The sequence below is a fragment of the Streptomyces iakyrus genome (assembly GCF_000717055.1).
Taxonomy (GTDB): Bacteria; Actinomycetota; Actinomycetes; order Streptomycetales; family Streptomycetaceae; genus Streptomyces; species Streptomyces iakyrus.
Genome location: NZ_JNXI01000014.1, coordinates 15,954 through 42,951 on the forward strand (window position 1 = coordinate 15,954; position 26,998 = coordinate 42,951).

23 protein-coding genes and 2 pseudogenes are annotated in these 26,998 nt (G+C 73.5%); 11 read left to right on the plus strand and 14 right to left on the minus strand.

Annotation, left to right across the window (positions count from 1 at the left end; translation table 11 throughout):
* The first annotated feature begins 76 nt into the window (after positions 1-76).
* Both OO68_RS21350 and OO68_RS21355 read left to right on the plus strand, forming a co-directional pair.
* A complete protein-coding gene (locus tag OO68_RS21350) occupies positions 77-1,324 on the plus strand; it encodes an AAA family ATPase (RefSeq protein WP_033310026.1) in 1,248 nt (415 codons plus the stop codon).
* Positions 1,325-1,560: 236 nt separating this feature from the next.
* On the plus strand, positions 1,561-2,841 hold the full coding sequence (locus tag OO68_RS21355; protein WP_051814748.1) for a vWA domain-containing protein: 1,281 nt from the start codon (positions 1,561-1,563) through the stop codon (positions 2,839-2,841).
* Positions 2,842-2,847: 6 nt separating this feature from the next.
* Here the strand turns inward: OO68_RS21355 and OO68_RS21360 are convergent, their stop codons facing one another.
* The 5 genes from OO68_RS21360 to OO68_RS21380 form a co-directional block, all read right to left on the minus strand.
* Positions 2,848-3,486, minus strand: coding sequence for a response regulator (locus OO68_RS21360; RefSeq protein WP_033310027.1), 639 nt, complete (start codon positions 3,484-3,486; stop codon positions 2,848-2,850).
* Entirely contained in the window at positions 3,483-4,673 is a 1,191-nt protein-coding gene (locus OO68_RS21365; RefSeq protein WP_209442604.1) for a sensor histidine kinase, read from the minus strand. Before OO68_RS21365 ends, OO68_RS21360 begins: the two co-directional genes overlap by 4 nt.
* Before the next feature lie 5 nt (positions 4,674-4,678).
* The gene (locus OO68_RS21370) at positions 4,679-6,880 is read right to left on the minus strand and encodes an MMPL family transporter (protein WP_033310029.1); all 2,202 of its coding nucleotides are present in this window, start codon (positions 6,878-6,880) and stop codon (positions 4,679-4,681) included.
* Positions 6,881-6,993: 113 nt separating this feature from the next.
* On the minus strand, positions 6,994-7,881 hold the full coding sequence (locus tag OO68_RS21375; RefSeq protein ID WP_033310030.1) for an amidohydrolase family protein: 888 nt from the start codon (positions 7,879-7,881) through the stop codon (positions 6,994-6,996).
* Between the two features lie 113 nt (positions 7,882-7,994).
* The gene (locus OO68_RS21380; protein WP_033310031.1) at positions 7,995-8,501 is read right to left on the minus strand and encodes a hypothetical protein; all 507 of its coding nucleotides are present in this window, start codon (positions 8,499-8,501) and stop codon (positions 7,995-7,997) included.
* Between the two features lie 112 nt (positions 8,502-8,613).
* Here OO68_RS21380 and OO68_RS21385 point away from each other — a divergent pair, with 112 nt between their 5' ends.
* Positions 8,614-9,957: a BTAD domain-containing putative transcriptional regulator gene (locus OO68_RS21385; RefSeq protein ID WP_033310032.1), complete on the plus strand. Its 1,344-nt coding sequence runs from the start codon at positions 8,614-8,616 to the stop codon at positions 9,955-9,957.
* A gap of 243 nt (positions 9,958-10,200) precedes the next feature.
* Here the strand turns inward: OO68_RS21385 and pip are convergent, their stop codons facing one another.
* A complete protein-coding gene (gene pip / locus OO68_RS21390; protein ID WP_033310418.1) occupies positions 10,201-11,163 on the minus strand; it encodes a prolyl aminopeptidase in 963 nt (320 codons plus the stop codon).
* A gap of 86 nt (positions 11,164-11,249) precedes the next feature.
* Between pip and OO68_RS21395 the strand changes: the two genes are divergently transcribed.
* Positions 11,250-11,729, plus strand: a complete 480-nt coding sequence (locus tag OO68_RS21395) for a MarR family winged helix-turn-helix transcriptional regulator (RefSeq protein WP_245237092.1) — start codon at positions 11,250-11,252, stop codon at positions 11,727-11,729.
* A gap of 179 nt (positions 11,730-11,908) precedes the next feature.
* Here the strand turns inward: OO68_RS21395 and OO68_RS21400 are convergent, their stop codons facing one another.
* On the minus strand, positions 11,909-12,259 hold the full coding sequence (locus OO68_RS21400) for a winged helix-turn-helix transcriptional regulator (protein WP_033310034.1): 351 nt from the start codon (positions 12,257-12,259) through the stop codon (positions 11,909-11,911).
* 70 nt (positions 12,260-12,329) lie between these two features.
* On the opposite strand from OO68_RS21400, the gene OO68_RS21405 reads away from it, so the two are divergent.
* Positions 12,330-13,262, plus strand: a complete 933-nt coding sequence (locus OO68_RS21405; RefSeq protein WP_078625395.1) for an NAD(P)-dependent oxidoreductase — start codon at positions 12,330-12,332, stop codon at positions 13,260-13,262.
* 188 nt (positions 13,263-13,450) lie between these two features.
* Positions 13,451-13,682, plus strand: a pseudogene (locus OO68_RS44235) (Cif family virulence factor); the annotation flags it as partial.
* A 100-nt stretch (positions 13,683-13,782) separates the two neighbouring features.
* Here the strand turns inward: OO68_RS44235 and OO68_RS21410 are convergent.
* Complete coding sequence (locus OO68_RS21410) at positions 13,783-15,837, minus strand: glycoside hydrolase (protein ID WP_033310035.1); 2,055 nt, start codon at positions 15,835-15,837, stop codon at positions 13,783-13,785.
* 277 nt (positions 15,838-16,114) lie between these two features.
* Here OO68_RS21410 and OO68_RS21415 point away from each other — a divergent pair, with 277 nt between their 5' ends.
* Entirely contained in the window at positions 16,115-17,110 is a 996-nt protein-coding gene (locus tag OO68_RS21415; protein ID WP_033310422.1) for a LacI family DNA-binding transcriptional regulator, read from the plus strand.
* 130 nt (positions 17,111-17,240) lie between these two features.
* Here the strand turns inward: OO68_RS21415 and OO68_RS46305 are convergent, their stop codons facing one another.
* Complete coding sequence (locus tag OO68_RS46305) at positions 17,241-17,378, minus strand: hypothetical protein (RefSeq protein WP_157852741.1); 138 nt, start codon at positions 17,376-17,378, stop codon at positions 17,241-17,243.
* 23 nt (positions 17,379-17,401) lie between these two features.
* On the opposite strand from OO68_RS46305, the gene OO68_RS21420 reads away from it, so the two are divergent.
* Entirely contained in the window at positions 17,402-17,668 is a 267-nt protein-coding gene (locus tag OO68_RS21420; protein WP_033310036.1) for a hypothetical protein, read from the plus strand.
* Between the two features lie 15 nt (positions 17,669-17,683).
* Here the strand turns inward: OO68_RS21420 and OO68_RS42370 are convergent.
* Positions 17,684-18,899: pseudogene (locus OO68_RS42370) on the minus strand (DEAD/DEAH box helicase).
* A gap of 152 nt (positions 18,900-19,051) precedes the next feature.
* Positions 19,052-19,255 carry a cold-shock protein gene (locus OO68_RS21430; RefSeq protein ID WP_003991681.1) on the minus strand — a complete coding sequence of 68 codons (204 nt, stop codon included), beginning with the start codon at positions 19,253-19,255 and terminating at the stop codon, positions 19,052-19,054.
* A 347-nt stretch (positions 19,256-19,602) separates the two neighbouring features.
* Between OO68_RS21430 and OO68_RS21435 the strand changes: the two genes are divergently transcribed.
* From OO68_RS21435 to OO68_RS21445, 3 genes are all read left to right on the plus strand, one after another.
* Positions 19,603-21,810 carry an MMPL family transporter gene (locus OO68_RS21435; protein ID WP_033310037.1) on the plus strand — a complete coding sequence of 736 codons (2,208 nt, stop codon included), beginning with the start codon at positions 19,603-19,605 and terminating at the stop codon, positions 21,808-21,810.
* 107 nt (positions 21,811-21,917) lie between these two features.
* A complete protein-coding gene (locus OO68_RS21440) occupies positions 21,918-23,150 on the plus strand; it encodes a sensor histidine kinase (RefSeq protein ID WP_033310038.1) in 1,233 nt (410 codons plus the stop codon).
* Positions 23,147-23,821 carry a response regulator transcription factor gene (locus OO68_RS21445; protein WP_033310039.1) on the plus strand — a complete coding sequence of 225 codons (675 nt, stop codon included), beginning with the start codon at positions 23,147-23,149 and terminating at the stop codon, positions 23,819-23,821. Before OO68_RS21440 ends, OO68_RS21445 begins: the two co-directional genes overlap by 4 nt.
* A 9-nt stretch (positions 23,822-23,830) precedes the next feature.
* Here the strand turns inward: OO68_RS21445 and OO68_RS21450 are convergent, their stop codons facing one another.
* The 3 genes from OO68_RS21450 to OO68_RS21460 all read right to left on the minus strand — a co-directional run bounded on the left by OO68_RS21450 (position 23,831) and on the right by OO68_RS21460 (position 26,976).
* Positions 23,831-24,997: a serine hydrolase domain-containing protein gene (locus OO68_RS21450; protein ID WP_033310040.1), complete on the minus strand. Its 1,167-nt coding sequence runs from the start codon at positions 24,995-24,997 to the stop codon at positions 23,831-23,833.
* A gap of 96 nt (positions 24,998-25,093) precedes the next feature.
* Complete coding sequence (locus tag OO68_RS21455) at positions 25,094-25,807, minus strand: response regulator (protein WP_033310041.1); 714 nt, start codon at positions 25,805-25,807, stop codon at positions 25,094-25,096.
* Complete coding sequence (locus OO68_RS21460) at positions 25,804-26,976, minus strand: sensor histidine kinase (RefSeq protein WP_033310042.1); 1,173 nt, start codon at positions 26,974-26,976, stop codon at positions 25,804-25,806. Before OO68_RS21460 ends, OO68_RS21455 begins: the two co-directional genes overlap by 4 nt.
* Positions 26,977-26,998: the final 22 nt, after the last annotated feature.

The window sequence follows — 26,998 nt, forward strand, 5'->3', positions numbered from 1 at the left end:
CGGGGCGAACGCCCTGCCCCCGCCCCGCCCTTCATCCCACCGAGACGGCTCACCGCCGGCACACAGGTGATCACTCATGCGCTCTCACACCCCGTTCCCGTCCGACACCGCCGCCCAGCTCGACGTGGCCGGCGACCTGCTGGCCCTGCTGCGGGACACCACCACCGAACCCCGCCCCGACACCCAGCTGGAGGCCCTCACCCTGGCCGTCGCCGCCGACCTGCCCGTGCTGCTGTGGGGCGAACCGGGCATCGGCAAGACCGCGGCCCTGACACAGCTCGCCACCGCCCTGGACCTGCCCCTGACCACGGTGATCGCGAGCGTGCACGAGCCGTCCGACTTCTCGGGGCTGCCGATCGTCGGTGACGACCCCGCCGAGCAGGGCGTGCCGATGGCTCCGCCGGACTGGGCCGTGCGCCTGGTGCGGGCCGGACGGGGGCTGCTCTTCCTCGACGAACTCTCCACCGCGCCGCCCGCCGTGCAGGCCGCTTTGCTCCGGCTCGTGCTGGAGCGGCGGATCGGCGCGCTGCGGCTGCCGCCGGGCGTGCGGATCGTGGCCGCCGCCAACCCGCGCTCCTCGGCCGCGGACGGCTGGGAACTGAGCCCGCCCCTCGCCAACCGCTTCGTCCACCTGCAGTGGACGCACGACACCGACGTCGTCGTGCGCGGCCTCGGCGGGATCTGGCCCCGGGCGACGCTGCCCCGGCTCGACCCGGACAGGCTCCCGGAGGCCGTGGACTTCGCCCGCCGGGCCGTGTGCGGGCTGCTCACCGCCCGCCCCGGCCTCGCGCACCGGCTGCCCAGCGGGGAGACGCGCCGGGGCGGACCGTGGCCGTCCCCGCGCAGCTGGGAGATGACGCTGCACCTGATCGCCTTCGCGACCGCGGCCGGCTCCTCCCGCGACGTCCTCTCCCTGCTGGTGAGGGGCACCGTCGGGGACGGGCCCGGGCTCGAACTGCTGGCGAGCCTGGACCGGATGGACCTCCCGGACCCCGAGACACTGCTGGCCGACCCGGCCGGTGCGGTGCTGCCGGAGCGCGGGGATCTGCGGCAGGCCGCGCTGGACGGCGTCGTGGCCGCTGTGCGCAACCGCCCGGAGCGGCTGCGCTGGGACGCGGCCTGGGCGCTCCTGGTGAAGGCCCTGGAGACCGGCCCCCCGGACGTGGTGGTCGTCCCCGCCACCACGCTCGCGGCCCTGCGCCGCGACGACTGGGACGTCCCGGCCTCCATCGAACGGCTGGCCGGAGTGGTCTCCCTGTCCCGGCGGGCGGACCGGACCACGGCCGCCGTCGCGGCCGCCGCCGCGGCGAAGGCGGGCCGGTGACGGCCGCCGGCCGGGGTCGCGACCGGGGCGGGCCGACGACGACCGACGCGCCTGAGGCGGCCCTTGGGCCGACGGCGACCGGTGCGCCAGAGGTGGCCCTTGAGGCCGCCCGTGGACCGACGGCGACCAGTGCGCCCGGGGCGGCCCCTGGGTCGACGGCGACCGGTGCACCTGAGGCCGTTCCTGGGTCGGCGACGGGTGGGCCCGAGGCCGCTCCCGGACCGACGGCCACCGGTGTGCCCGAGGCCGCTCCCGGACCGACGGCGACCGGCGCGCCCGGGGTCGCGCCCGGGGCCCTCGACCGGGACAAGCTCTTCACGGCCCGTCTGCACGCCGCCCGCGTCCGCCCCTACCTCGCCACGGCCCTCTTCGCCCTGCACGTCGTCGAGTCGCGGCGGGTGCCGACGATGGGGGTCGACCGCTACTGGCGGTGCTACGTGTCGCCGGCGTACGTGGACCGCACGCCCGTCGAGGAACTGGCCGGTGTGTGGGTGCACGAGGTGTCGCACCTGCTGCGCGACCACCACGCCCGTAGCGACCGGGTCGCCCGCGAGCGGGGCCTGAACGGCCCGGGGGAGCGTCTGCGGATGAACATCGCCGCGGACTTCGAGATCAACGACGACGTCTACGGCGACGGCCTGGCCCGCCCGGAAGGAGTCGTCGAACCAGGCCATCTCGGCCTGTCGGAGAACGAGTTGATGGAGGAGTACCTGCGGCAGTTCACCCTGGGCCCGGGCTCACAGGACCTGGCCTGGCTCGACTGCGGCAGCGGCGCCGACGGCCTGGACCGGGAGTGGGAACTCGGCCCGGACGGCGCGCACGGCCTGAGCGAGCAGGAGCGCGACGCGGTCCGCTTCCGGGTCGCCCAGGGCATCAACGGCCGCCCCGGCAACGCCCCGCGGGGCTGGCGGCGCTGGGCCGAGGAGGCCTTCCACCCGCCCCAGCCGTGGCGGCAGCTGCTGGGCGCCGCGGTCCGCTCGGCCGCGTCCGCCCCCGGCGCGGGCGAGGACTACACCTACGGCCGCCCGGCCCGCCGCTCCACCGCCCTGCCCGGCACGGTCCTGCCGAGCCTGCGCCGCCGCCCGCCCCGCGTCGCCGTCGTCATCGACACCTCCGGCTCGGTCAGCGACGCCGAACTGGGCAGCGCCCTGCTGGAAGTGGCCGCGATCGCCCGGGCCGTGGGCGGCCGCCGTGACCTGGTCACCGTCGTGCCCTGCGACGCCTCCGCCGGTCTGGCCCGCCGTCTGTGCAGCACCGAGGGCATCCCGCTGACGGGCGGGGGCGGCACGGACCTGCGGGCCGGCTTCACCCGCGCCCTGCGCACCCGCCCGGCCCCCGACGTCATCGTCGCCCTCACCGATGGCCAGACCCCCTGGCCGGGCACCCGGCCCCCCTGCCGCACGGTGATCGGCCTGTTCCCGCGCCCGTACCGGAGTCACGCCTACGACGAGTCCGACCCCGAGTACGTCCCGGACACACCCCCGGCGTGGGCCCGCGTCGTCGACATCGGCTCCTGAAACGCCCTACGGCCGGTGCAGCAGCCCCCGTTCCATCGCCACCACCACCGCCCTCGTCCGGTCGTTCACGTCGAGCTTGGCGAACAGGCGGAGCAGGTGCGTCTTCACCGTGGCCTCGGCGATGACCAGGCGGCGGCCGATCTCGGCGTTGGTGAGGCCGTCCGCGACCGCGTTCAGGACGTCCGCCTCGCGGGCCGTGAGGGGGACGGGGGCGGGCTGGCGCATCCGGGCGACCAGGCGCTCGGCGACCCGGGGCGCCAGCACGGTCTCCCCGCGGGCCGCCGCGTGGATCGCGTCGGCCAGCTGCTCACGGGTGGTGTCCTTCAGGAGGTAGCCGATCGCCCCGGCCTCCACCGCCCGCTCGATCTCCGCGTCCGTGTCGTAGGTGGTCAGGATCAGCACCCGGGTGCGGGGGAAGCGCGCCACGATCTCGGTGGTCGTGGCCACGCCGTCCAGGACGGGCATCCGCAGGTCCACCAGGGCGACATCGGGTTCGTGGCGTGCGACGAGGTCGAGGGCGGCGCGGCCGTCGCCCGCCTCGCCGACGATCTCGATGCCGGTCCCGGAGGCGAGGAGGGCCACCACTCCGGCGCGCATGACGGTGTGGTCGTCGACGACGACGATGCGCAGCGGTCGGTCCGTCACGTTGTGGCCCCCAGCGGTATCAGCGCCATGACCCGGGTCCCGTCCCCCACCGAACTCGTCACTGTCAGCCTCCCGCCCAGTTCCGCCAGTCGCTTGCGCATGCCGTCCAGACCGAAGCCCGAGGACTCCTCCACCGCGAACCCCGCCCCGTCGTCGGTGATCTCGAGCTCCACCCCGTACGGCTGCCGGGCCAGGACCACGCCGACCGTGGAGGCCCGGGCGTGCTTGCGGACGTTGGCCAGGGACTCCTGGGTGCAGCGCAGCAGCGCGATCCGGGTCTGCTGGTCGCACTCCAGGTCCTCCAGTTCGGCGTCGACGGTGAGACCGGTGTCCTCGGCGAAACGGTCCAGGGTGCGGCGGAGGGTTTCCGCCACCGAACCCGCCACGGTCTGGTCCGGCCGCCGGCCCGAGCCGACCAGCTCCCGCGCCTCGGCGAGGTTCTCCCGGGCGGTGGACTCGATCGACCGCAACTGCTGGGCGCTGCGGGCCGGATCGGAGCCGAGCCCCGCCCGGGCCGCCTCGGCGAGCACGATGATCGAGGCGAAGCCCTGCGCGAGGGTGTCGTGGATGTCCCGGGCCATCCGCTCCCGCTCGTCCGCCGCGCCCTGGCGCTGGTGCGCCTCGGTCAACTCGGCCTGGGTTTCCTCCAGTTCCGCGAGCAGCCGGGCCCGTTCGGCGCTCTGCGCGACCACGGAGTGCGCCCACAGCCCGATCAGCGCGCCCACGGCGACGACGAGCAGCGTCGACACGAGCGTCTCGGTGAAGAACTCCACCGTCCAGCCGTCGTCCCGCAGCACGCTCCCGGCCAGGGTCGCGGCCGTGGCGAGCCCCAGGAACACCATCGAGACCCTCGGCGTCCGCCCGAACATCCAGTAGTGCGGCAGCGTCACCATGAACAGGGCCGCGTAGTTGCCGCGCAGGTACGCCATCCCGCCGAGCGCCACCACCAGCACCGACAGATACCCGTCCGGCCGGACGACGGGGTTGGCGGGGAAGCGGTACAGGACCGCGTAGGACACCACCACCGCGCCCAGCAGGGCCAGCGCCGCGTACTTGCTCCCGCCGGGCCGGTCGATGGCGACCAGGCCGACGCCCATCACGGCGAACAGCGGCCAGCACACCGCGTTCCAGCGGCGCAGCGTGGTCGTCCAGAAGGTGTCGGAGGCGGCCCCGGCGAGAGCGGTCATACCGATCAACGTACGTCGACCGCCGGACGGGAGGAGGGGGTTTTCTCCGGGGCGGCGAGTGCCCGGCGCACCGCCCGCGAGGGCCACCAGGTCGACTCGCCCAGCAGCAGCATCGCCGCCGGCAGCACCATGACGCGCACCACGAACGCGTCGATCAGCACGGCCGCCGCCAGGACGAAGCCGATCTGCTTCATCTCGATGATGTGCAGGAAGACGAAGCTCGCGAACACGGTCGTCATCACGACCGCGGCGCTGGTCACCACGCTCGCCGAGGACCGGATCCCGTCCAGCACCGCCTGCCGCGTGGGCACCCCGGCGAGCGCCGCCTCCCGGATCCGGCTCACCACGAACACCTGGTAGTCCATGGACAGGCCGAAGAGGATCACGAAGAGAAACAGCGGCACGCGCGACCCGATCGACCCGGTGGACTCGAAGGCCAGCAGGCCCTCCGCCCAGGTCCCCTGGAAGACCAGCACGAGCAGCCCGAGCGCCGCCGCCGCGGACAGCAGGTTCAGAGCGACGCCGAGCAGCCCGAGGACCACCGAGCGGAAGGCGTACACGGTCATCGCGAACGTCACCAGCAGCAACGCGCCCAGCACCACCGGCAGTTTGCCGTTCTGGTGGGCGGGATAGTCGGCGTAGCGGGCGACGTCGCCGCTCACCCCGTACTCGGCGCCGCCGATCCGGCCGACGGTGGCGGGCAGGAAGTCGTCCCGGAGCCGGTGGAGGGAGTCGTACGCCTCCTCGGAGTTGCCGAGGTAGGGCACCTTCAGTTCGAGGGTGCCGGTGCGGTCGTCGGCCGAGGTCCGGATCCGCGACGCCCCGGTGAACAGCGGGTCGGCCTCCGCCCGCCCGGCCACCTCTCGCAGGGCGGCGGTGACCTCCGCCGACCGCGAGGCGTCGGCCCGCACGACGACCTGGTGGGTCACCCGCTGCTCGGGGAACGCCTCGTTGAGCCGGTCGTACACCTGCATCGCGGGGATCTCGCGGGAGTGCGTGTCCCGGCTCATCTCGGTGATCTTCAGCCCGGCCAGCGGGAGGACCAGCGCCAGCAGCGCCACGACCGATACGCACAGGGTGGCCAGGGGATGCCGGGCCGCGGGTCGCAGCAGCGCGTTCCACATCCGGCCGCCACCTTGGCCCCGCACCCTGCGGACGGGCTTCCCGCGCTCCGCCCGCCGCGATGCCCGGCGTTCCGCCCGCCGCCCCAGCTTCACCAGCAGCGCGGGCAGGGCCGTCAGCGAACTGGCCACCGCCACCAGGACGACCACGATGGTGCCGGTCGCGAGGGACGAGAAGATCACGTCGGAGGCCAGGTACAGCGTGGCCGTGGAGGCGACCACAGCGAACCCGGAGACCACGACGGCCCGCCCCGAGGTCGCCGCGGCCAGCTCCACCAGGGCCTCGGAGGACAGCCGGCCGCCGGAGCGGGCCCGTTCCTCCCGCTCGCGCTTGAGGTAGAAGAGCGTGTAGTCGATGCCGACCGCGAGGCCGATCATCAGGATGACGTTCGTCCCGACCCCGGCGTCGGGCGACACGTGCGAGACGACCATCGAGAGGCCGACCGCCGCCGCGATCGACGACAGCGCCAGCAGCAACGGCACCCCGGCCATGGTCACCGACCCGAACACGACCAGCAGGGTGAGGAGGGTGACGGGCAGAGTGATCGCCTCGGACAGCGCCAGGTCGTCACTGCGCTGCTGGTCTACCCCCTTGCTGACGGAGGGACTTCCGGTCTCCTCCAGCAGCAGCCCGGGGTGGCTCTTCTGCACCGCCGCCGTCTGCGCCAGCAGCGCGTCGACCTTGTCCTTGGCGTCGCGCTCCTCGCCCTTCAGCGTCACCTCGACCATCAGAGTCCGCCGGTCGCCGGACAGCAACGGGTCGGCCACGCCCGCCACTTCGGGCAGCCGCCGCATCCGGTCGGTCAGGTCCTCCGCGGCGGCCCGGGCGGTGCCCTGGTCCAGGGCACCGCCCGAACGGGAGGAGATCAGCACCTGTTCGGCGGACCGGCGTTCCAGCCGGGCCTCGGCCGCGAGGGTCTCGGCCCGGCCGGCCTCACCGACCCGGTAGTCCGCCGTCTTCGCGCTGTTGATGCCGACGGCACTGCCGGCCCCCAGGCACAGCACCACGAACACCAGCCAGCCGACGATCGCCCGACAAGGATGTCGCGCACTCCAGCGCGCCACGCGCACAGTCAGTGAGTTCATGCCCAAAAGCGTTGCCGAACAGGGCAATTGCCGGACAGAGGCACTCGGTTGAACCTGCCGTCCACCGTTCGGTGGACCCGGGCCCGGGGGGTCGCCCCACCCCCGCCGGGGGATCAGAGGCCGAAGAGTTTCGCCGCGTTGTCGTGGCACACGGCCCTCAGCCACGCGTCCCCGAGGCCCAGCCGCTCCAGGGCGTGGAGCTGGTCCAGGTACGGGTAGGGGATGTTGGGGAAGTCGGAGCCGAGCAGAATGCGGTCGCCGGCGTCCGCCAGCCGGGGCAGGGCCCGGGGCGGGAACGGCGCGAGCCGCTCGGCGAAGTCGGTGAACGCCATCGTCGTGTCCAGCCGCACCTCCCCGTACCGCTCGGAGAGGTCGAGGAACTCCTCGTACTCGGGCATCCCCATGTGGGCGACGATCAGCCGGAGCCGGGGGTGCTCCGCCAGCACGCGTGCGATCGGCCCGGGGCCGGTGTGCTTGCCGGGCGCGGGGCCGGAGCCGCAGTGGATCACCACGGGGACCCCGGCCTCGGCCAGCACGCCCCACGCCGGGCGGAGCAGGTCGTCGGCCGGGTCGTAGGCCCCCACCTGCACATGTGCCTTGAAGACCCGTGCGCCCGCTTCGACGGCTTCCCGGACGTACGCCTCGACGCCCGGCTCGGGGAACAGGGTCGCGGTGTGCAGACAGTCCGGGGTGCGGCGCGCGAAGTCGGCCGCCCAGCCGTTCAGCCAGCGGGCCATGCCGGGCTTGTGCGGGTAGAGCATCGCGGTGAAGGCCCGTACGCCGAACCCCCGGAGGATCTGCGCGCGTTCGGTCTCCGCCTCCCGGTAGGTGATGGGCCACTCCAGTCCGCCGGTGAGCGGCCCGAGCGCGTCGAAGTACTCCCAGACCTTGTTCAGGACCCGCTCGGGCATGAAGTGCGTGTGCACGTCGACGAGGCCGGGGAGCCCGAGCCGCCCCCAGAAGCGGCGGATGTCGTCGGGCTCGTCACCGTGATCGTTCATGGTGCCCACGATCGGGTGGGAGGGGGTGGCGGGGCCAGGGCCGTGCGCGGGGGATCCGTGAGGGATCGGTCACGCCGCGGCAGCCCACAGCCCCGCCCGTGTGCCGTGACGCGTCAGCCGATGCGGGCGCACAGGTCGTCCGTGCTCCCGTGGAGGAGGTGCACGGACTTGTACCCGGTGGCGCCGATGTCCATCGTGTAGACGCCGTCGACGATGTACAGGCCGCGCGGCAGGGTGCCACCGCCCTCCCCGACACCGACGAACACCGGGCCGTGCACGGCCCAGCGCTGTGAGCCGTCACGCCGGTACTCGACGACGGCCGAGCCGCTCGCGTCGGCGTCGTGGGTGGCGCCGGTCCCGGTGTTCGTGAGGCGGATGACCAGATCGCCCTGGTAGGCGACCCGCCGTGCGGAGCCGTCGGGGTAGCTGCTCAGCACCCGCCGCACGACCTCGTCGACGACGGGCTCGCCGTGGACGGGGAAGTCGCACCGCGCACCGGCGGCGACGTCCCACGGTGCGGAGGGCGCGGGCTCCCAGCCGGTCCCGGTCGCGGCGGACGCGGGCTGCGGGCCGAGGAGCACGGCCACAAGTGCCAGGGGGGCGAGGGCGGTTCGGCGCATGGTTCTCCCTGTGCGGAGGGGCGGAAGGACGGTGCGCCGAAGTCTGGACCCGGCCTCTGACCAAAGCCTCACCACGCGCGGCCCCGCCGCCCGGTTACCCTGCCGGACAGCCATGGATTTCCAGCTGCTCGGTCCGTTCGCCGCCCGTCACGAGGGGCGGCCGGTGCTGCTCGGCAGCCGCCGGCAGGAGCGGTGCCTGCTGGCGGTCCTGCTGCTGCACGCCGGCCACTCCGTCCCGACCGGCCGCCTCATCGACCTGCTCTGGGACGACGCCCCGCCCGCCTCGGCCCGCGCCACCGTCCACACCTACGTCGGCAGGATCCGCGCCGCACTCCGGCCGTACGGGGTGTCCGTCGAGACCCGGCACGACGGCTACGCCGTGGAGCGGGGCCCGCACCGGATCGACGCGCGGGAGTTCACCGAACTCGTCGGGCACGCGGCCGACGCCCGTGACCCGGTGGAGCGCATCGGCCACTACGACCGTGCCCTGGCGCTCTGGCAGGGCCCCCTGCTCGCGGATGTCGCCGACGACCGGCTGCGCTCCCGGCTCGACGGCGGCCTGGGCGAACTGCGGCTGTCGGCGGTGGAACGACGGGCGGAGGCCCAGCTCGGCATGGGGCTGCCCGAGCGGGTCGTCGCGGACCTGGCGCCGCTGCTCCCGGAGCATCCGGCCCGCGAGCGCCTGGTCGCCGCGCAGATGACCGCCCTGCACCGCACGGGCCGCCGGGCCGAAGCGCTCCGGCTCTACGACCGCACCCGCGCCCTCCTCGCGACCGACCTCGGCATCGGGCCGAGCCGCGAACTGCGCACCCTGCATGAGCGGATGCTGAGCGGCGACCCCCGGCTGGACCGGCCGCCCGGGCCCGTCTACGCGGTGCGGGTCGACGACCAGTGGCTCCCCTGGAGCACGAGCGGACACCCCGCGCTGGAGTTCTGCAACACCTACGCCGGGTGGGGCGGGGACCGGCTGCCCGGGTCGGAGTGGCTGACCGGCTACGCCACGCTCGCCGTGTGGGCCGGGCACCTGGACCTGATCGAGCACCGGCAGACCGCCCGGCTGCGGGAACGGGCCCTTCGCCGGCCGGACGAGGCCGCCGCCGCCCTCGACGAGGCCCGGCGGTTCCGCACGGACCTGTACGCCTGCCTGACCGACCCGCAGGACGGCCGGGCGTTCAAGGCGGTCGCCGCGGTGGTGCAGGAGGCCGCGGGTCTGGCGGTCCTCACCCGGGGCGAGGACGGCCTGGGCCGCTGGCAGCCGTCCCCGTCCGCCGGACTGCGCCTGCCCCTGCACGCGGTGGCCCGCACGGCGGGCGAACTCCTCACCGATCCCCGCCGCTTCACCGTCCGCACCTGCCCCGCCCCCGACTGCGGCTGGCTGTTCCCCGACGAGAGCGGCCGCCGCAGATGGTGCAGCCTGCGCACGTGCGGGGCGGGACGGGGCTGTGCTGTGAGCTGAGGGACGGCGGGGTCGGGCGGCGCGTCGCCGGGCGGAGTGGACGGGCGGCCCGCTGCGGTGGTCCGCCGAGGGCGGACGGGGACTCTCACGCGTCCCGGACCGGCCGACGTCGGCGGGAGTTGGCGTGCGTTGAGGGCGGAGCCGCAGCGGTCCGTCGCAGGGCGGAACCGCTGCGGCCGCCGGACGGCGGACCGTGCAGCCCTCAGAACCCTGGCGGCTCGCCGCCAGCGGGTGGCGGGATCCTCAGGCGTGCCGGAACCGGTCCGTCGCCGCCACCACGGCCGCCGTCGAGGAGGTTCCCGACAGCCCGTGTCCCTCGCCGCCGATCAGGACGAGTTCCGCGTCCGGCCACACCTGTGCCAGGTGCCACGCGATGTCCGCAGGCCCGCTGATGTCCATCCGGCCGTGGATCAGCACGCCCGGGATGCCGGCCAGCTTCCCGGCGTCGCGCAGCAGTGCCCCGTCCTCCAGGAAGGCCGCGTGCCGCCAGTAGTGCGTGACGAGCCGGGCGAAGCGCATCCGGAAGCGCGGGTCCTCGTAGCGCGGGTCGGGCCGGTGCCCCGGCAGGGTGGAGACGTGCACGTCCTCCCACCGGCACCACTCCCGCGCGGCCCGCTCCCGTACGGCGGGATCGGGGTCGGCGAGCATCCGGGCGTAGGCGTCCACCAGGCTCCCCTCGCGCTCGGCCTCCGGCACGGCGTCGCGGAACCGGGCCCACTCCTCGGGGAAGATCCGCCCCATGTCCCGGGTGACCCACTCCACCTCGCGGCGCGTGGTGCTGGTGACGCTGAAGAGCACCAGCTGGGACACGGACCCGGGGTGCTGCTCGGCGTAGGCCAGGGCGAGGGTGACGCCCCAGGAGCCGCCGAGGACCAGCCACGTCCCGATGCCGAGGTGCTCCCGCAACAGCTCGATGTCCGCGATGAGATGGTGCGTGGTGTTGGCGGCGAGCGAGGTCCCGGGATCGGCCGCGTCGGGCGTGCTCCGCCCGCACCCGCGCTGGTCGAGGAGCACGATGCGGTACGCCGCCGGGTCGAACAGCCGGCGCCAGAAGGACCCCGCCCCGGACCCCGGCCCGCCGTGCAGCACGAGGGCGGGCTTGCCCGCGGGATTCCCGCAGGCCTCCCAGTACACGCGGTTGCCGTCGCCGACGTCGAGCATGCCGTGCGCGTACGGCTCGATGCCGGGCGGATAGGGCTCGGGCATGGGCATGCGTGACGTCCTCTCCTGACCTGCCGCGGATGACGTGCCTTGGAGGTACTCAGATGTAACAGCGCTGTTAGATTATCAGCGTGAGGAATCAACCGGATCCGGCCGCCGTGGGGACGCTGCTCCGCCACGTCCTGGAGCTGCTCGACGGCGATGTGGCCGCGGTCTACGAGGAGCAGGGCATGGCCGGGTACCGGCCGCGCTTCTCCCCGGTCGTCCGTGCGCTCGTGGCGCAAGGACCGCTCTCCGTGCGCGACCTGGCCGAGGCCATCGGCGTCACGCACTCGGCGGCGAGCCAGACCGCGGCCCAGATGGCCCGCGCGGGCCTGGTCGTCCACACCCCCGATCCGCTGGACGCCCGCCGCCGGCTGGTCGGCCTCACGGCCGAGGCCCGGTCGCTGCTGCCGCGGATCGAGGCGGAGTGGGAGGCGACGGCTGCGGCGATGGCCGAGCTGGACGCGGAACTGTCGATGCCACTGGGGGAGTTGCTGGCCGAGGTCGCGCAGGCGGTGGGGCGGCGGCCGTTCCGGGAACGGGTGGCGGCGGCTCGCCGGACCGGGTGACCGGGGCAGGCACGGCCCGCCTGCTGCGCCCGGGAGACGCCGGCAGGCGCCGGACGTGATCGCCCGGCGCGAGTACCCACCTTTTTGTGGGGACTTGGCAGTGCGCCGGTGCCGCGCGAACCTGGTGGTGGGCGGCCGGTGAGGCACAGGATCCACAAGGGACGGAGGTGGCACCCGCCTCAGGAGGCCGGCCGGGCGGCCTCGGCCAGATTCTTCAGGTGCCGGTGGCCCCAGTCGGACAACGGCGCCAGCGCCTCGGAGAGTTCACGGCCGAACGCGGTCAGGGAGTAGACCGTCTTCGGCGGCAGCACGTCGTACACCTCCCGGTGCACCAGCCCGTCCGCGGCCATCTCGCGCAAGGCCTCGGTCAGCACCTTCTCGGACAGGCCCGGCAGCTTCCGGCGCAGTTCCGCCGGGCGGTGCGGGCCCGATTCCAGCAGCCAGAGCAGAGCCGTCTTCCACTTGCCGTCGACCACCGCGATCGCGGCGGTCACCCCGCACACGTCCGGATCCTGCCGCCGACGCGTCATTTCCGCCCCTTTTCTTATGCATTGTCATTGTCATGCAGGACAACTGCCCTGCGCAACAGAGGAGTTCACGATGACTTCGTACAGCGCTTCCACCGCCCCGGCGCATTCCGCCCGGCGGCCCGCCGGTCACCGGGTCACCACGGTCACCGTCCTCGGTCTCGGCCCGATGGGCCGTGCCCTGGCCGGCGCGCTCGTCGACGCGGGCCTGCGCACCACCGTCTGGAACCGCACCCCGGGCCGGGACCGGGAACTGCTCGGCCGTGGTGCGGCGGGTGCGGCCTCCGCGGCGGAAGCGGTGGCGGCGAGCGAGGTGACCGTCGTCTGCGTGGTGAACTACGACGCCGCCGACGCCGTGCTGCGCCAGGACGGGGTCGCGGCGGCCCTCAAGGGCCGTACAGTCGTGAACCTGACCGCCGACACACCGGCCCGGGCCCGCGCCACCGCCGGCTGGGCCGCGGAGCACGGCGTCCGCTACCTCGACGGCGCGATCATGACCCCGACGACCACCATCGGCACGCCCGACGCGGTGTTCCTGTACAGCGGTCCGGAGGACCTCTACGAGGAAGTCGCCTCCCTACGACAGGCCTTGGGCGGTTCCCACACCCACCTCGGCGCGGACCCGGGCCGGGCCGCCGCCTACGACATCGCCCTGCTCGACATCTTCTGGACGGCGATGTCGGGCTACGCGCACGCCCTGGCGGTGGCCCGGGCCGAGGGCGTCACCGCGACCGAACTGGCCCCCTTCGCCCAGGGCATCGGCGCCATCCTCCCGCCGCTGTTCGGGGAGACCGCCGCGGACGCCGACGCCGGGACCTACTCCGGCGACGGCAACCCGCTCACCTCGGCCGCGTCGTCCATGTCCCACATCGTCCACGTCTCCGAGTCGCACGGCATCGACGCCGGTGTCATGCGCGCGGCCGAGGGCATGGCCCGCCGCACCATCGGCCTGGGCCACGGGCAGGACGGCTTCCTCCGCATCGCGGAGGTCATCGGACGACGCTGACGGCTAAGGGGTCCCTTCACCCGCCCGGGTCGGGCGCTCATCGTGAAAGGACCCCTAAGCCGGGCCGCCGGGCACGCCGAACGCCCGCCCGCACTGCGCGAGGAGCTCCCGCACCGCGGGGCTCCGCCCGCTGCGCCAGACCAGGGCGAGCAGCGCCGGTGTCCGGACGTCGTCGATGGTGCCGGCGCACGGTGGGCCGCGAAGCGATCCGCACCCTCTGGGAGAAGGTCCTGGCCGACCGCCCGCACCTCGAACCCGAAGAGCCCCTGCCGACCCTGGTCCCCGGCGACATCGCCCTCACCTCCACCCCGCCGAAGGACGGGGCGGGGGCCCGGGCGCAGGTGGTCCGCAGGCAGGCAGGCGGACGGAAGCCGGCTGCGGGTGCTGGACCAGCCGGAGTTCGCGCCGCCGGTCCGCTGACCCGGCACCGCGGGGGCAGGACACGACGGCGCCCCCGCCCGCCATCGGCATCCGATGACGGGCGGGGGCGCGGACAGCAGGCCGGGCGGGACGCGAAGCGCTAGCCGCCGGTCACCTCGGTGACCCTCCAGCGCTGGTTGGAGCCGGAGTTCGGCTGCCAGACGCCCACGGAGGCGCCGTCGTTCGTGGACTGGCCCCCGACGTCCGGGAGCTGGCCCGTCGCCGCGTTCACCAGCGTCCAGGTGCCGTCGCCGGTCGTGGACGCGATCCACTGCGCGGCGGCGTCGCGCCGGCCCGCGTCGGGCTCGGCGACCAGGGCGCCGTCACGGACGGCCAGGCGCTTGTCCGAGCCGGTCTCGGTGAGGACGTAGCGCTTGCGGTTGTCCTCGCCGCGGATCTGCTCGACCCGCCACTGCTGACCGCTGGGGTCGGAGGTGTTCGGGGTCTTGATGACCAGGCCCGTGCCGTTGCCGGCGATGGTGAGGTCCTTGCCGCTCTGGACGCCGGTCAGGCGGTAGGTGTGGCCCTTGCGCAGCTCGGCCGCGTCCTTCGCGACACCCGAGACGCCCTTGACGAGGAAGGACGTCACCGACTGGGCGGGCACCGTGAGGGTGGCCTGCTTGCCGGTCACACGGACGGGCTTCTGCTTCTCCAGCTTGCCGTCGGCGCTGGTCACCACCGGGGTGACCGTGGCGCGGGAGGAGACCCGGCCGAACTTCGACAGGTCGAGCGTGACGTCGTGCGCCTCGGTGGCGCTGTTGACGTGGACGACGGTCGCCGCGTCGCCCTTGCGGGAGACCGCCGCGGTGCTGGACGTGTCGTTCGTCTTGATCAGCCGGTCGCCGGGCTTGATGAAGTGCGTGAAGTTGCGGGCCGTGTCGAACTTGGTGTTGGTGTAGATCGGGCAGGACTTCAGGGTGTCCTTCGCGGTGCAGCTGAACGGGATCTGGATCTCACCCCAGTTGCCGCCCTTGGCGGACTCGCCGCCCGGCTTCATGTTGTCGTAGTCCTCGACGGGCTGCCAGAACACCCAGGCCTTGGGCTCCAGTTCCCGCAGGTCGTCCACCATGCGCTGGGCGAGGCCCAGGCCGGGCCGCATGTCCGTGAAGCTCTGGCCGTCGCCCCAGTCGCCCTCGACCTCGCTCATCCACAGCGGCTTGTCGGCGGCCTTGGCCAGGTCGCGGACGGTGGTGCGCTGGCCGGTGCCGTAGGTGTGGACGTTCATCTGGGCGACGAGGTCGCGGACCTCCTGGGGGTAGGAGTTCCAGTTCGTCGCGAAGGTGCCCGGGTTGGTCTCGTCCATCGCGGATATCTCCGCCTTCGAACGGGACTTGTCCAGGACCGGGGCCAGTGCGCGGAGCACCTTCTGCTGGAGCTCGGGGCCCATGTGGGCGCCCTCCTGGCGGCCCCCGACCGGCTCGCCGTCGGGGCCGAGCTTGGTGCCCCAGTAGTTGGTGTTCGGCTCGTTGAAGGGGTCGAGGGTGTCGACCTTGATGCCGTGCGCCTTCTCCAGACGCTCGGTCGCACCCACCAGGTACTTGGCGAAGTCGTCGACGGAGTCGGTCTTCAGCTGGTCCTTGCCCGCGTCGAAGTTGCCGGAGACGTAGCCGCTCTCGGTCATGAACCAGGGCGGGGAGTTGCTGAAGGTCTCCCAGTGGGTGATGTCCTTCTTGATGCGGTCGACCCACCAGCGCTGCGTCTTGTCGGCGTTCTTGTTCCAGTCGGCCGGGTCGTCCGCGTCCCACCAGTCGACGTCCTCGCGGGTGGTGCCCGCCGGGGCCTTCCACCAGCCCTCGACGGCGCCGCCGGCCCGCAGGTAGTCCTTGACGTCGGGGGCGTTGCCGCCGCCGATGTTGTAGCGGGCGATGTTCAGGTTGAGACCGTCGTCGCCGAAGAGGAGCTTGTAGAGCTTCTCGCGGACCGCGGGCGGGTAGTCGCCGGTGGCGTTCGCGAACCAGACCAGGCTGGTGCCCCAGCCCTCGAACGTGTCCCCCGCGTAGGAGGGGTCGGGCCGGACGGTGACTCCGGCGGCGGCCGGCTGAGCCGGCTCGGCGTGCGCGGCGGGCAGGGTCGTCGTGGCCAGGAGGGTTCCGGTCGCCACGGCGGTGACGCCGATGGCCCCGAGGAGCCTTCTCTTACGGGTGCGGTGTGCCATCTCGAGTACTCCAGCTCGTGCGACCGGTGCGGGCTTCTGGTGCGGTTTGACGCTTTCTCGTACGGTTTCGACTAGGCAATGTTTACGTAAACATCCACTGGCGGGATGTCTACACTGTCCGAATCTCAGGGGTCAAGGACTCGTTCCGGACCGAAAATTGCGCCGGGTGCGCGGCGAGGGGAACGAGGGGCAGGTGGGCACCGTGGGCGGGGAGAACGAACCGGGGGGCGCGAGCCGTACGAGAAGGCGTGCGGCCCGGCCCCGCCAGGGCGCGTCCATGGCGGACGTCGCTCAGCTCGCCGGGGTCTCCTCCCAGACCGTCTCCCGCGTCTCGAACGGCTTCCCGGGCGTCACCGAGGACACCCGCGCGCAGGTCCTGGCCGCCATGCGGGAGCTGGGCTACCGCCCCAACAGCGCGGCCCGGGCGCTGCGCCGGGGCGAGTTCCGCACCCTCGGCGTGATCACCTTCTCCCTGTCCACGATGGGCAACATCCGCACCCTGGAGGCCATCGCCACCTCCGCCGCCGAGCACGGGTACGCCGTCACCCTGCTGCCGGTGGCCGTCCCCACCCAGGACGAGGTGAACGGCGCCTTCTCCCGGCTGGGCGAACTCGCCGTGGACGCCGTCATCGTCATCATGGAGATCCACCTGCTCGACGCGGCGACGGTGTCCCTGCCGCCCGGTGTGCAGGTCGTGGTGGCCGATTCCGACGCCGGCGACCGCTACACGGTCGTCGACACCGACCAGGCGGGCGGCGCCCGGGACGCCGTACGGCACCTGCTGGATCTCGGTCACGACACGGTGTGGCACCTGGCCGGTCCCGAGGGCTCCTTCGCCGCCCAGCGCCGCGCCAACGCCTGGCGCACCACCCTCACCGGGGCGGGCCGCACCCCGCCGCCCCTGGTCCGCGGCGACTGGTCGGCCGCCTCCGGGTACCGGGCGGGCCTGCTCCTCGCCGACGAGCCGGAGTGCACGGCGGTCTTCGCCGCCAACGACCAGATGGCCCTGGGCCTGCTCCGCGCCCTGCACGAACGCGGCCGCCGCGTCCCCGACGACATCAGCGTCGTCGGCTTCGACGACATCCCCGAGTCCGCGTCCTTCCTCCCGCCGCTCACCACGATCCACCAGGACTTCGCCGAGGTGGGGCGGCTGTGCGTGGAGGGGGTGCTCAGCAAGATGCGGCAGGACGGGGTGGAGCACGGGACGACGACGCTGGTGCCGACGCGGCTGGTCCGACGGGCGAGTACGGCCGCGCCGCGGCCCGGGCGGTGAGGCGGCGACACGCCCTCGGCAGCGGACCAGGCGCCGGGGTGCGTCCCCATTCAGATGGCGTGGCATCCGGGTCGGGGTCTGATGACCGCGGGTATGGCCTCGTGGCCGAGGGCGGCAGGGGGCCGGTCGGTCACTCCCCGTGTCCCGCCCGTCGGCGGACGGCGGCACCGGGGCGGGTGATCGCGGCGGGCGGCGGCGCCATCGTCGCCACCGCCTCCGTGGCGGCGCTGCGCGGCAGCGCCGCGGGCGCGGCGTGCACGGTCTCCAAGCGAAGCAGGGTCCGGCTCCGCCGTGCAGGGCGAGGCCCTGTTCATCGTGGACGTCGAGCACCGCAGGCTGTGGCCGGTGTCCCTGACCACGGGCGGCGCCGCGTCGAGGCCGAGGACCTGGGCGGTCGGGCCCCCGGGCGTCGAACGCCGCCCCGGCCCGGCCCTCTTCGCCCACGGCGTCCCCGGCGTGGCCCCGCGCTTCTCCGGCCCCGCCGCGGCCCCGGACGGCTCCCTGCTCCTGTCGTCGAACGGGGAGGGCACGATGCCGCGGCCGGCGCCGAGCCCGTAGGGCCCGGCGGCCGGTTCAGCGGCGGCGGCCCCGGGACGGCCTGCTCCGCCGCCCGTTCGGGGCGGAACCCGTGCGCGCCGCGGGCTTCTCGGCGGGCGGCGGGGTGAGGACGACGGGCACGCCCGACGGCTCCTGCGCCCCGGTGATGCGGCTCAGTTCGTCCTCGTCCGAACGGACCCGGGTGATCTGCGGGGTGATCCCGGCGTCGGACATCAGCCGGGTCATCTCACGCCGCTGGTGGGGCAGGACCAGCGTGACGACGGTGCCGGACTCGCCGGCCCGCGCGGTACGGCCGCCGCGGTGCAGATAGTCCTTGTGGTCGCCGGGCGGGTCCACGTTGACGACGAGGTCGAGGTTGTCGACGTGGATGCCGCGGGCGGCGACGTTGGTCGCCACCAGGACCGTGACCTGACCGTCCTTGAAGCGGGCCAGGGTCTTGGTCCGCTGCGACTGGGACTTGCCGCCGTGCAGGGCCATGGCGCGCACGCCGACGGCCAGCAGCTTCTTGGCGAGCCGGTCGGCGGCGTGCTTGGTGTCCAGGAACATGATCACGCGTCCGTCGCGGGCGGCGATCCGGGTCGTGGTGGCGTGCTTGTCGTCGTCCTCCACGTGCAGCAGGTGGTGCTCCATCGTGGTGACGGCGCCCGCGGACGGGTCGACGGAGTGGACCACCGGGTCGTGCAGGTAGGTGCGGACCAGCCGGTCGACGTTGCGGTCGGCCGCCGACCACCGTGGCGAGCCGCAGCCGCAGCGCGCGGGCGAACGGGGTGAGGGCGTCGGTGACCTGCTGGGCCAGCTCGCGGGTGGGGACCAGGACGAGGGCCAGGGGCTGCCGGGCCTCGGCCCGCTGCCCGTCGACGCGGGCGAGCAGGGCGAGCCCGAAGGCGAGCGTCTTGCCCGAGCCGGTGCGGCCGCGGCCGAGGACGTCCCGGCCGGCCAGCGAGTTGGGCAGCGTCGCCGCCTGGATCGGGAACGGCGCGGTCAGGCCCTCGGCGCTCAGCGCGGCCTTGAGCCGCTCGGGCAGGTCGAGGTCGTCGAACGCCTCGACGGCGGGCAGCGCCGGGGTGACGGTGACGGGCGGTGCGAATTCCCCGCTGGGGGCGGGGCGGCGCCCTCCGCGTCCGCCGCCCGCGGGGCGGGCGGCGCTACCGGCGCCGCCGGACTTGCGGGGCCGGTACCCGTTGCCACGGGAATGGGGAGAGCCGTTGTTCTTGCGAGCGGTGCGGTCCATGCGGAACCTTCCTCGATGCGGCACGCGTCGAGGAATGCGCGGCGGCGCCGGAGGGCCGCTGGATTCGCAAGAGTTGAGCCGGAGAAGAGCAAAACGAGCCGGGGCCCGCACCGCGAGGGTGCGGGCCCCGGTTCAGGGCGTTCGCGTACGCGTCAGGCGGGAACGATGTTCTCGGCCTGCGGGCCCTTCTGGCCCTGCGTGACGTCGAAGGTGACCTTCTGGCCTTCCTGGAGCTCACGGAAGCCAGAGGTGGCGATGTTCGAGTAGTGGGCGAAGACGTCCGGGCCGCCACCCTCCTGCTCGATGAAGCCGAAGCCCTTTTCCGAGTTGAACCACTTCACGGTGCCGGTAGCCATATGAATCTCCCTTGAGGGCAGTACTCAGGGCCCGCACCTTGCGGACCCGTAGTCGCCGATCTGATCACCCTAAGGAGATCCGAGAATCCTCGGACACAAAAAAGAGTGCTCGTCGACAAAAGGTCGAAAGAGCACTCGAAGTCTCTGGGAACCAAAACTGCAACGCGAACCAACGTAGCACAGGCCGGGTCGGATGGCCCGGAAATCTCGTACCCGGGGTGGATCGGTCCGCCCGTGCGTACTGCGTTTCGAGTACCGGAGATTGTCGGCAGGCGCACGACGACGGGACGACCCCCTCACGGACAGGCTTGGCCCACGTCCGACACCAGATGTGGAGACCTCCTGCCGTGGCTACTTTCCTGTATCGACTGGGCCGTCTGGCCTTCCGGCGGCGCTGGTACGTCGCCCTGGTCTGGGCGGCCGTCCTGGCCGCCGTGGGGCTGGGCGCCCTCAAGGCGCCGGGGGCCGTCGACGAGGAGTTCTCGATGCCCGGCATCGAGTCCCAGAAGGCGTTCGACCTGATGGAGCAGCGCTTCCCCGGCGCCACGGCCGACAGCGCGACGGCCCGGGTCGTCTTCATCGCGCCGGGCGGCGAGAAGGTCACGGCCGCCGGGAACAAGAAGGCCGTCGAGAAGGCCGTGGCCGGACTCGGCGACGGCACGCAGGTCGCGAACGCCGTCGACCCGTTCGCGGCGAAGACGATCAGCGAGGACGGCACGACGGCCTTCGCGACGGTCACCTACAAGGTCGGCGCTGCCGACCTCACCGACGCCAGCCGCGGCCACCTGGAGCGGACCATCGACCAGGCCCGGGACTCCGGGCTGACCGTCGAGGCGGGCGGTACCGCGCTGGCCGCCGAGGGCGGGCCGGGCGGCATGGCCGAGGTGATCGGTGTCGCGATCGCCGCGGTCGTGCTCCTGATCACCTTCGGTTCGCTGGCCGCCGCCGGGCTGCCCCTGCTGACGGCCGTGATCGGTGTCGGCGTGAGCATGGCCACGATCCTCGCCCTGTCCAGTGCCCTGGGTCTGTCCACGACCACCGGCACCCTCGCGATGATGCTGGGCCTCGCCGTCGGCATCGACTACGCCCTGTTCGTCGTCTCCCGCTACCGCGAGGAGCGCGCCAAGGGCCGCACGCCGCAGGAGGCGACCGGGCTGGCCGTCGGCACGGCCGGTTCCGCGGTCGTGTTCGCCGGGCTCACCGTCGTGATCGCGCTGGCCGGGCTCGCCGTGGTCGGCATCCCGATGCTCACCAAGATGGGGCTGGCCGCGGCGGGCGCGGTGGTCGTCGCCGTGCTGATCGCCCTCACCCTCGTCCCGGCGCTCCTCGGCTTCTGGCCGAACGCCGTGCTCACCCGCAAGGCCCGCAAGAGCGGCCGGATCGAGGAGAGCACCGGGGCCAACGCCGGCACCCGCTGGGCGCGCTTCGTGCTGCGCCGCCCCATACCCGTCCTGCTCCTCGGCGTCGTCGGTCTCGGCGCCCTCGCCCTGCCCGCCGCCGACCTCCAGCTGGGCATGCCCGGCGACGAGGCCAAGCCGGTCTCCACCACCGAGCGCCGGGCCTACGACGCGCTCGCCGAGGGCTTCGGGCCGGGCTTCAACGGGCCGCTGACCATCGTCGTGGACGCCAAGGGCGCCGCCGATCCCAAGGCCGCCGCCGGCACGATCGCGAAGGAGATCGGCGGCACCGAGGGCATCGTGTCCGTCTCCCCGGCGCGCTTCAACGAGGCCGGCGACACCGCCGTCTTCTCGGCCGTGCCCGCCACCGCGCCGACCGACGAGAGGACCAAGAACCTGGTGACCACCATCCGGGACGAGCGCCCCGGCATCGAGTCCGGCACCGGCGCGAGCTACGAGGTCACCGGCACCACCGCGATGAACATCGACATCGCCGACAAGGTCCAGGCCGCGCTGATCCCCTACCTGGTCGTCGTGGTCGGGCTGGCGATCGTGCTGCTGCTGGTGGTCTTCCGGTCCCTGCTCGTCCCGCTCAAGGCGGCCCTCGGCTTCCTGCTGTCGGTGCTGGCCTCGCTCGGCGCGGTCGTCGTGGTCTTCCAGCAGGGCCATGGCGCGGAGCTCCTCGGCGTGGAGCAGACCGGCCCGATCATGAGTCTGATGCCGATCTTCCTGGTGGGCATCGTCTTCGGCCTCGCGATGGACTACGAGGTGTTCCTCGTCTCCCGGATGCGGGAGGCGTACGTCCACGGCGAGTCGCCCTCCCAGGCGATCACCTCCGGCTTCCGGCACAGCGCCCGGGTGGTCGTGGCCGCCGCTCTCATCATGATCGCGGTGTTCGCCGGTTTCATCGGCGAGAGCGACTCCATGATCAAGATGATCGGCTTCGGGCTCGCCTCGGCCGTCCTGTTCGACGCCTTCGTCGTACGGATGGCGATCGCGCCGGCCGTCCTCGCCCTGCTCGGCGACAAGGCCTGGTGGCTGCCGAAGTGGCTGGACCGGGCGCTGCCGCGGGTCGACGTGGAGGGCGAGGCCCTCAGCCGGCCGGAGCGGGAACAGGCCCCGGGCACCGCACCCGGCCTGGAGCCGGCGCGCACCTGAGGAACCCCCGCCCAGGGCCGCCCGTGGCGAAGGACACGGGCGGCCCCCGGGGCGTTGCGGCCCGCCGTCGACCACGATGGTTCCAGCCCCACCGACCGGAGAGCCCGATGAACATCAGTCTGGAGCGGCGGTACCAGGATCGCCTCGAGCAATTCTCGGCACGCCACGTGTTCCTCGTCGATCTGGCGATGGTTTTGGGACTGATGGGCTGTACCGCCCTCGGCGCCACGCTCACCATGCCCGGCGCCGGACCGCCGGACCATGACAAGACCGCCACCGCCCTCATGGGCGTGGCCTGCCTCGTCCTGCTCAAGCACCGCACCCACCCGCGCACCGCCGTCGTCGTGGCCGGGGCCTGCACGGTGACCGCGGTCGGACTCGGCTACCTGGTCACGCCCCTGCTGCTGGCACCGGTCATGGCCGCCCTCTACTGGCTGGCCGCGCAAACCGACCGCAGGGTCACCCGCATCCACGGTCTGTCGACCCTGCTGGCCGTGACGCTCGCGGCGGTGTTCTCCGGCTCCATGAACCACGTCTCGCTGCTGCTCAGGACGATCGGCCCGATCTTCTGGCTGATGCTGCCGCTCGCCGCCGGCAAGATGACGCAGCTACGGCGCGCCTACCTCCGGTCGTTGCAGGCCCGGGCCGAACACGCCGAGCGCACCAGGGAGGAGGAGGCCCGCCTGCGGGTCACCGAGGAGCGGGTGCGCATCGCCCGGGAGCTCCACGACGTGGTGGCCCACCACATGGCCTTGGCCAACGCCCAGGCCGGAACGGCCGCACACCTCGCCCTCACCAGCCCCGAACAGAGCCAGAAGATCCTCACCGACCTGACCGGCACCACGTCCTCCGCGCTGCGGGAGCTGAAGGCCACGCTCGGCCTGCTGCGCGACGACGACGCCCCCAGTTCCCTGGGACTGGAGCCGTCCCCCGGCCTGTCCCGGCTGCCCGAGCTGGTCTCGGCGTGCGAGTCGGCGGGGCTGAAGGTCACCGTCGACACGGAAGGGGAGCCGCAGCCGCTGTCGCCCGGCGTCGACCTGACGGCGTACCGGATCGTGCAGGAGGCCCTCACCAACGTCACCAAGCACGCCACGGCCGAGGCCGCCCGCATCCTGCTGACCTACACCGGCTCCCGGCTGCTGATCACGGTCAGCAACGACGGCCCCAGCAAACCGGAGGCCGCCCGCGGCCGCGGCTTCGGCGTGATGGGCATGCGCGAACGCGCCCTGTCCATCGGCGGCGAGCTGTGCGCGGGCCCCCGCCCCCAGGGCGGCTTCGAGGTCACCACCGCGCTGCCCCTGCAACCCTCCGTCCACCTCGCGGAAGGAACCACCGCATGAGCATCAGGGTGCTGCTCGCCGACGACCAGGCGCTGCTGCGGGCCACGTTCCGCATCCTCATCGACTCCTGCCCGGACATGGAGGTGGTCGCCGAGGCCTCCGACGGCGCCGAGGCGGTCGAGCTGACCCGCGAGCTGCGCCCCGACATCGTCCTCATGGACATCCGCATGCCCGGCACCGACGGCCTCACCGCCACCGCCGAGCTGTGCGCCGACCCGGAGCTGTCCGCCACCCGCGTCCTGATCCTGACCACGTTCGAGACCGAGGACTACGTCGCCCAGGCCCTGCGCGCGGGCGCCAGCGGCTTCCTCGGCAAGGACGTCACCGCCGACACCCTCCTGACGGGTCTGCGCACGGTGGCCTCCGGCGAGGCGCTCCTGTCGCCCGTCGCCACCCGCTCCCTCATCACCCGCTTCCTCATGGCTCCGGCCCCCGGCACCGGCCTCGCGTCCCCCGAGCGCCTCGCCGGCCTCACGGTCCGCGAACGGGAGGTGATGGCGCTGGCCGCGGAGGGCCGGTCCAACACGGAGATCGCCGAGGACCTCACGCTCAGCCCGCTGACCGTCCGCACGCACATCCACCGGGCCATGACCAAGCTGCACGCCCGGGACCGCGCACAGCTGGTCGTCATCGCGTACCAGAGCGGGCTCGTACGGGCGGCGCCGGCGTGACGCGGGGCCCTACGGCCTGCCGTAGGCCGCCACCATGACGGTCTCGGCGGTCCTGTTCATGCCCTGGCCCTTGGCGTCGGTGGAGTTGACGCTGTAGACGAGGGTGCGGGAGCCGTCGCGGGTGGAGGCGATGGCGGCGTTGTATCCCCAGCGTCCGCCCGTCTTGCCCCAGACCTCGCGTCCGCCGAGCACCTTCATGGACAGACCGACGGAGTAGGCGGCCGGCTCCCCCGTCCCGATGTCGGTCACCTCCGGCAGTGTGAACATCTCCTCCAGCAGCGGTCCGCGCACGACCCGGCCCTTGAACAGGGCGTCGGTGAAGCGCTCCAGGTCGGCGGTGGTCGAGATGATGTCCCCGGCCGCCCATCCGTCCGTCGCCCGCCACACGGAGACGTCCCGGAGCCCGGTCGTGCCGTCGTCGAGGCGCATTGTCTGGTAGCCGTGGTTGTGCGGCCCGGCGATGCGGGGAGCGGCCCCCGGGAGGTAGGTGTTCCGCAGCCCGAGCGGCCCGAGCACCCGCCGGGCGACCTGGCGCTCGTAGGAGTCGTGGGTGACGCGCTCGATGAGCAGGCCGGCGACGGTGTAGCCGATGTTGAGGTAGTGCTGGCGCTCGCCGGGCGCGAACTCGCGCTTCTTCGCCGTCGCCGAGCGGACCATGTCCTCGGGGTCGTGGATGTGGAAACGGTTCGCGTACGCCTCCTCGACGGTGGTGCCGGGGAAGTCGGGGGCCGGAATCCCGTGCGTGTGGTTGAGGAGCTGCCGGACGGTGACGCCCCCGTACGACGCCGGGATCAGCTCCGGCAGGTAGGAGCGGGCGCTGCGGTCGAGGTCCAGCCGTCCCTCCTGGGCCAGTTGCAGGGCGACCGCGGCGGTGAAGACCTTGGTGACCGACCCGGCGCGGAAGCGGGCGGCCGGATCGGCGGGCCGCCCGGTCCGCAGATCGTGCACACCCGAACTGCCGTGCCAGACACCCTCCTTGCCGCCGACCCGCACGAGGGCGGCGGTGGCGTCGGCGCGGGGAAGGCCCGCGATGGCGGCTTCGAGGGCCGGGCCCGGGGAGGACGGCGCGGCCGTCGACGCGGCGGGGGCGGTGGCGGCGGCCGGGAGGACGGAAGGCCCCACGGAGAGCCCCGCGACGAGCACGGCGGCGGCCAGCAGGCTGGTACGCATCTTCATGGCGAACTCCGTTGACATGAGGCGACGTTGTGCGACGTCCTCATCCTCCGCAGCCGTGCCGTCCCACGGATCGCCCGCGCCGGTGGGCCTGTGGCGTCACTTCCTCGCCGGCGCGGGGGAGGGCCCGGACCCGGCCGCTCCCCCGGGCGGGGGATCACCGGCCGCGACGAGGCCGGTCTCGTAGGCGCAGATCACGGCCTGGATGCGGTCCCGGAGGCCCAGCTTCGCCAGCACATTGCCGACGTGCGTCTTGACGGTGTGGTCGCTGACCACCAGCTCTGCGGCGATCTCGGCGTTCGACAGGCCGCGCGCGAGCAGCAGCAGCGTCTCGCGCTCCCGGGCGGTCAGGACGTCAAGCCGGGGATCGGGCCGGCGGGCCCGGGCGGTGGCGGGCCGGGTGTACTGCTCGACCAGCCGCCGGGCGACCGAGGGGGCGAGCAGCGAGTCACCCCGGGCGACGACCCGCACGGCGTGCACGAGGTCGTCGCGGCGGACGTCCTTGAGCAGGAAGCCGCTCGCGCCCGCGTGCAGCGCGTCGTACACGTACTCGTCGGAGTCGAACGTCGTCAGCATCACCGTCCGGCAGGCGCTCGCCGCGCTGATCGCCCGGCAGGCCTCGATGCCGTCCGTGCGGGGCATACGGATGTCGAGCAGGGCGATGTCGGGCGCGTGCCGGCGCACCGCGTCGACGGCCCCGCCGCCGTCGGCCGCCTCGGCGACGACCTCGATGTCCGGCTGCGCGTCCAGGATCATCGCGAAGCCGCTGCGCACCAGTTCCTGGTCGTCGGCGACGACGACACGGATCGTCACGTCCCCACCTCCGCCGCGGCGGAGAGGGGAATCCGCACCCGCACCTCGAAACCGTGCCCGTCCGCTCCCGGCCCGGCGACCGCGTCGCCCCCGTGCGCGGCGGCCCGCTCGCGGATGCCGACGAGCCCGTGCCCGCCCCGGCGGGACACGGCCTGCGCCCCTCGCCCGTCATCGATCACGGCGACCTCCAACTCGTTCCCCCTCCACCTCAGTTCCACGGTCACGGTCTGCGCCTGCGCGTGCCTGACGACATTGGTCAGAGCTTCCTGGACCACCCGGTAGACGGTCACCCCGACCCCGTCGGCCACCGGCCCGGTGTCCCCCGCGGTCCGGTACACCACGTCGAGCCCGCTCCCGCGCACCCGGTCGAGAAGGCCGGGCAGCGCGGCGAGCCCGGGCTGCGGCTCGCGCGGTGCGGTGCCGTCGCCCTCGTCGGCGCCGTCCCGCAGTACCCCCAGCATGTGACGCAGTTGCGCCATGGCGTCCCGCCCCGTCGCGGAGATGGCGTCGAAGGCGGCCTCGGCCCGCTCGGGCGCGGCCCGTACCGCGACCGGTCCGGCCTCGGCCTGCACGATCATCAGGCTCACGGCGTGGGAGAGGATGTCGTGCATCTCCCGCGCGATCCGGGCCCGTTCGCGCGAGGCGGCCTGTTCGGCCTCGACGCGGTGGGCCCGCTGCCGGGCGTCGGTCAGCCGCCCGAAGACGTAGGCGGCGGCGAACACGAAGACGGAGAAGGTCAGTTCACGCGCCGACCGGGTGTTGAGCCAGACGCCCACCGGCACGGCCACCACCAGCACCAGCCCGGCGAGGAGCCGCCGCGTCGGGCCCGCCAGCGCGGCGATGGTGTACGTGACCACCAGCCCGGCGTACGGCAGCGGCTGCCCGGGCCCGTCGACGGTCAGCCGGTACAGCAGGCTGGTGCCCAGCATCGCGAACAGCACGGCGAGCGGAGCGCGCCTGCGCCAGACCAGGGGCACGACGGTGAGCGTGCTCAGCCCGTACGCGGCCCAGGTCGCCGGCGGCAGCCCGGGCGCACGCGGCACGAGGAACGGCATCGTCATGGCGCCCTGGACGAGCAGCGCGACGCCGATGTCGACCAGAAGCGGATGGGCCGCCGCGAGCACCCGGCCCCGGTCCCACCACCCGCGCAGTTCCCCGCGTATGCCCATGGCGACCTGCCCCCCGTCCCGC

Excerpts from the sequence above, each read along its gene's own strand:
- OO68_RS21350 (WP_033310026.1), top strand. The coding sequence starts at position 77 with ATGCGCTCTCACACCCCGTTCCCGTCCGACACCGCCGCCCAGCTCGAC.
- OO68_RS21445 (WP_033310039.1), top strand. The coding sequence starts at position 23,147 with ATGAGCATCAGGGTGCTGCTCGCCGACGACCAGGCGCTGCTGCGGGCC.
- OO68_RS21400 (WP_033310034.1), bottom strand. The coding sequence starts at position 12,259 with ATGACGCGTCGGCGGCAGGATCCGGACGTGTGCGGGGTGACCGCCGCG.
- OO68_RS21375 (WP_033310030.1), bottom strand. The coding sequence starts at position 7,881 with ATGAACGATCACGGTGACGAGCCCGACGACATCCGCCGCTTCTGGGGG.
- pip (WP_033310418.1), bottom strand. The coding sequence starts at position 11,163 with ATGCCCGAGCCCTATCCGCCCGGCATCGAGCCGTACGCGCACGGCATG.
- OO68_RS21370 (WP_033310029.1), bottom strand. The coding sequence starts at position 6,880 with ATGAACTCACTGACTGTGCGCGTGGCGCGCTGGAGTGCGCGACATCCT.
- OO68_RS21380 (WP_033310031.1), bottom strand. The coding sequence starts at position 8,501 with ATGCGCCGAACCGCCCTCGCCCCCCTGGCACTTGTGGCCGTGCTCCTC.
- OO68_RS21430 (WP_003991681.1), bottom strand. The coding sequence starts at position 19,255 with ATGGCTACCGGCACCGTGAAGTGGTTCAACTCGGAAAAGGGCTTCGGC.
- OO68_RS21405 (WP_078625395.1), top strand. The coding sequence starts at position 12,330 with ATGACTTCGTACAGCGCTTCCACCGCCCCGGCGCATTCCGCCCGGCGG.
- OO68_RS21460 (WP_033310042.1), bottom strand. The coding sequence starts at position 26,976 with ATGGGCATACGCGGGGAACTGCGCGGGTGGTGGGACCGGGGCCGGGTG.
- OO68_RS21450 (WP_033310040.1), bottom strand. The coding sequence starts at position 24,997 with ATGAAGATGCGTACCAGCCTGCTGGCCGCCGCCGTGCTCGTCGCGGGG.
- OO68_RS21410 (WP_033310035.1), bottom strand. The coding sequence starts at position 15,837 with ATGGCACACCGCACCCGTAAGAGAAGGCTCCTCGGGGCCATCGGCGTC.
- OO68_RS21385 (WP_033310032.1), top strand. The coding sequence starts at position 8,614 with ATGGATTTCCAGCTGCTCGGTCCGTTCGCCGCCCGTCACGAGGGGCGG.
- OO68_RS21365 (WP_209442604.1), bottom strand. The coding sequence starts at position 4,673 with ATGACCGCTCTCGCCGGGGCCGCCTCCGACACCTTCTGGACGACCACG.
- OO68_RS21440 (WP_033310038.1), top strand. The coding sequence starts at position 21,918 with ATGAACATCAGTCTGGAGCGGCGGTACCAGGATCGCCTCGAGCAATTC.
- OO68_RS21415 (WP_033310422.1), top strand. The coding sequence starts at position 16,115 with ATGGCGGACGTCGCTCAGCTCGCCGGGGTCTCCTCCCAGACCGTCTCC.